This is a genomic window from Escherichia sp. KCJ4928, assembly GCF_004352695.1.
Lineage (GTDB): Bacteria > Pseudomonadota > Gammaproteobacteria > Enterobacterales > Enterobacteriaceae > ECMA0423.
This window is the reverse complement of record NZ_SJWV01000257.1, coordinates 1-4,036: the sequence shown is the minus strand read 5'-3', so window position 1 is coordinate 4,036 and position 4,036 is coordinate 1. Positions and strand designations below refer to the sequence as shown.

At 50.8% G+C, this 4,036-nt stretch carries 2 protein-coding genes, 1 pseudogene and 1 riboswitch; of the genes and pseudogenes, 1 reads left to right on the top strand and 2 read right to left on the bottom strand.

Annotation, left to right across the window (positions count from 1 at the left end; genetic code table 11):
* Positions 1–26: 26 nt before the first annotated feature.
* Together E0D98_RS21850 and lysC are read right to left on the bottom strand one after the other, a co-directional pair.
* Positions 27–278 (bottom strand): annotated as a pseudogene (locus tag E0D98_RS21850) (zeta toxin); the annotation flags it as partial.
* Between the two features lie 144 nt (positions 279–422).
* Entirely contained in the window at positions 423–1,772 is a 1,350-nt protein-coding gene (lysC, locus tag E0D98_RS21845; protein WP_001290316.1) for a lysine-sensitive aspartokinase 3, read from the bottom strand.
* 91 nt (positions 1,773–1,863) lie between these two features.
* Positions 1,864–2,060: riboswitch (Lysine riboswitch) on the bottom strand.
* A gap of 236 nt (positions 2,061–2,296) precedes the next feature.
* On the opposite strand from lysC, the gene pgi reads away from it, so the two are divergent.
* On the top strand, positions 2,297–3,946 hold the full coding sequence (pgi, locus tag E0D98_RS21835; RefSeq protein ID WP_000790010.1) for a glucose-6-phosphate isomerase: 1,650 nt from the start codon (positions 2,297–2,299) through the stop codon (positions 3,944–3,946).
* Positions 3,947–4,036: the final 90 nt, after the last annotated feature.

Below are 4,036 nucleotides of genomic sequence, written 5' to 3'. Positions count from 1 at the left end.
ATAGAATCAAAAGATGCTTTATTTTATGAATGCGTAGTATTGTTGAATTCATGCTGATATTGAGTTCTTACCTGCTGAAGGAGAATCTTACCTTGTGTAAAATCAACAAGTTCAGCGGGGGTAGAATAAAGATAATCGCGATAGCTGACTAATCGCTTGAGAGCATCGCCTGAATCCTGATGCGACGAAACTGAGCAATTATCAATGATATTTGATAAAAACGCGATGCACTGACTGGCTCCGTTTAAAAGTGCATCTTTTTCCATTAAAGTAGCCATTAACACTCCTGTTAAATGATATTTTTCGGTGATTATAATACTGTTCTACAGGAGTGATTTTGCTTTTCAGATATTATTTAATCTATGTTTTCAGTGAGGATGGCGTATAACAATCGGTGAGCGTTATACGCCAGTAGGGAAATATTACTCAAACAAATTAAAATGCAGCTTCTGCACCACCTGCTCGGCATCTTCGCCGGGCACCAGGAAGCACAGGTTATGGCTGGATGCGCCGTAACAAATCATGCGAATGTTGAACGGTTCCAGTACGCCGAATACCTCTTTGCCAACGCCGCAGGCTTTTGACAGGTCATTGCCAATCAACGCGACCAGCGCCAGACCTTCTTCTACTTCCACCCGGCACAGTGCGGAAAGCTCCATCAGCAGAGATTGCGTCAGCAACGTATCGCCAGTGGAGGTTGAACCGGTGGTATCAAGGGTTAATGCCACGCTCACTTCTGACGTGGTGATTAAGTCTACCGAAATATTATGCCGCGCGAGGATGCCGAAAACTTCCGCGAGGAAGCCGCGAGAATGCAGCATATTCAGGCTGTGCAAAGTGAGCAGAGTCTGATTGCGACGAAGCGCCAGCGCGCGGAACAGCGGCGGATTTTCAGTTTTATTGCACACCAGCGTACCACCTGCGCGTGGGTCTTTGCTGGAGCCGACAAAGACCGGGATATCGCTGCGTACTGCGGGTAGCAACGTTGCCGGATGCAGTACTTTTGCACCAAAAGTTGCCATCTCTGCCGCTTCGGCAAACGCGATTTCATCAATGCGTTTTGCTGCGGAAACTACGCGTGGATCGGTGGTGTAGATGCCCGGGACGTCGGTCCAGATATCAACACGAGATGCGTGTAAAGCCTCCGCCAGCAAGGCTGCCGTATAATCGCTGCCTCCACGGCCAAGCGTCGTTGTACGACCTTTATTTTCGCTACCGATAAATCCCTGGGTGATCACTAAGCCGTCATTGAGGCGTGGGAGCAGCTGCAGCGCGGCCAGTTCCGCCAGCGCGGCTACATCTGGCTCTGCACGACCAAATCGGTCGTTGGTACGCATCACTTTACGTACATCAAACCACTGTGCCTGAACATCGCGTTCGCGCAGGATTTCGACAAACAGCAGGGTCGACATCAGCTCGCCGTGGCTGACCAGCTCATCTGTCAGCGCCGGAGACGTTGCCAGCGCCGCCGCTTCTGCCAGAACAGTAATGTTCTCCAGCAGACGTTCAATCTCTTCACGGATAACGTTCGGGTAACGCAGACGTTCCAGAATGGCAAACTGGATGTTGCGAATAGCGTCGAGTTTTTCGAATCGCTCGCCAGGTTCCAGCCCTTCCGCTAAAGCGACCAGCAGATTAGTGATACCAGCAGAAGCCGAGAGGACTACTAAACGCACGTTGGCATCAGAAAGCACAATATCAGCGCTGCGGTTCATGGCGTCAAAATCAGCTACGCTGGTACCGCCAAATTTGGAGACAACAATTTCAGACATAACTACCTCGTGTCAGGGGATCCATTTTCAGCCTTGGCACAAGGGAAGAGCGGAAGACGGGTGGGCGCAGAGCGATACTTCGCTACTATTTTCACCCAGAAGTGCTCCACCACTTGCGAAACGCCCGACTGCGAACGCTTCTGGTGACAACCCAGGGGATTCAGCCCCTGTAGCCGATGATGAACGTGGCCAGCCGTTCAATCACCTCGGCGATGCACCCCCTCAGGTGTTATCACAGGACTGGCTCCTCCAACACCGTTACTTGGGCAACGCGCCTCTTCTGGCCTGCGCTAGCGCAGGTAGTACATTTATAAATAAAGGGTGAGCGGGGCGGTTGTCAACGACGGGGTCATGCGGATTTTTCATCCACTCCTGGCGGTCAGTAGTTCAGCTAATAAATGCTTCACTGCGCTAAGGGTTTACACTCAACATTACGCTAACGGCACTAAAACCATCACATTTTTCTGTGACTGGCGCTACAATCTTCCAAAGTCACAATTCTCAAAATCAGAAGAGTATTGCTAATGAAAAACATCAATCCAACGCAGACCGCTGCCTGGCAGGCACTACAGAAACACTTCGATGAAATGAAAGACGTTACGATCGCCGATCTTTTTGCTAAAGACGGCGATCGTTTTTCTAAGTTCTCCGCAACCTTCGGCGATCAGATGCTGGTGGATTACTCCAAAAACCGCATCACTGAAGAGACGCTGGCGAAATTACAAGATCTGGCGAAAGAGTGCGATCTGGCGGGCGCGATTAAGTCGATGTTCTCTGGCGAGAAGATCAACCGCACTGAAAACCGCGCTGTGCTGCACGTAGCGCTGCGTAACCGTAGCAATACCCCGATTTTGGTTGATGGCAAAGACGTAATGCCGGAAGTCAACGCGGTGCTGGAGAAGATGAAAACCTTCTCGGAAGCGATTATCTCCGGTGAGTGGAAGGGTTATACCGGCAAAGCAATCACTGACGTAGTGAACATCGGGATCGGCGGTTCTGACCTCGGCCCGTACATGGTGACCGAAGCACTGCGTCCGTACAAAAATCACCTGAACATGCACTTTGTTTCTAACGTCGATGGGACTCACATCGCTGAAGTGCTGAAAAAAGTAAACCCGGAAACCACGCTGTTCCTGGTAGCATCTAAAACCTTCACCACTCAGGAAACCATGACCAACGCCCATAGCGCGCGTGACTGGTTCCTGAAAGCGGCAGGTGATGAAAAACACGTTGCGAAACACTTTGCGGCGCTCTCAACCAATGCCAAAGCCGTTGGCGAGTTTGGTATTGATACTGCCAACATGTTCGAGTTCTGGGACTGGGTCGGCGGTCGTTACTCTTTGTGGTCAGCGATTGGCCTGTCGATTGTTCTCTCCATCGGCTTTGATAACTTCGTTGAACTGCTTTCTGGCGCACACGCGATGGACAAGCATTTCTCCACCACGCCTGCCGAGAAAAACCTGCCTGTCCTGCTGGCGCTGATTGGCATCTGGTACAACAATTTCTTTGGTGCGGAAACTGAGGCGATTCTGCCGTATGACCAGTATATGCACCGTTTCGCGGCGTACTTCCAGCAGGGCAATATGGAGTCCAACGGTAAGTATGTTGACCGTAACGGTAACGTTGTGGATTACCAGACTGGCCCGATTATCTGGGGTGAACCAGGCACTAACGGTCAGCACGCGTTCTACCAGCTGATCCACCAGGGAACCAAAATGGTACCGTGCGATTTCATCGCTCCGGCTATCACCCATAACCCGCTCTCTGATCATCACCAGAAACTGCTGTCTAACTTCTTCGCCCAGACCGAAGCGCTGGCGTTTGGTAAATCCCGCGAAGTGGTTGAGCAGGAATATCGCGATCAGGGTAAAGATCCGGCAACGCTTGACTACGTGGTGCCGTTCAAAGTGTTCGAAGGTAACCGCCCGACCAACTCCATCCTGCTGCGCGAAATCACTCCGTTCAGCCTGGGGGCGTTGATTGCGCTGTATGAGCACAAAATCTTTACTCAGGGCGTGATTCTGAACATCTTCACCTTCGACCAGTGGGGCGTGGAGCTGGGTAAACAGCTGGCGAACCGTATTCTGCCAGAGCTGAAAGATGGCAAAGAAATCAGCAGCCACGATAGCTCGACCAATGGTCTGATTAACCGCTATAAAGCGTGGCGCGGTTAATTTAAAAACCTTAATAACAATGCCGACGTTATGTCGGCATTGTTTTATCAGATAAATCCCCTTGTCTGTGATTTAACGGAAATCATACCG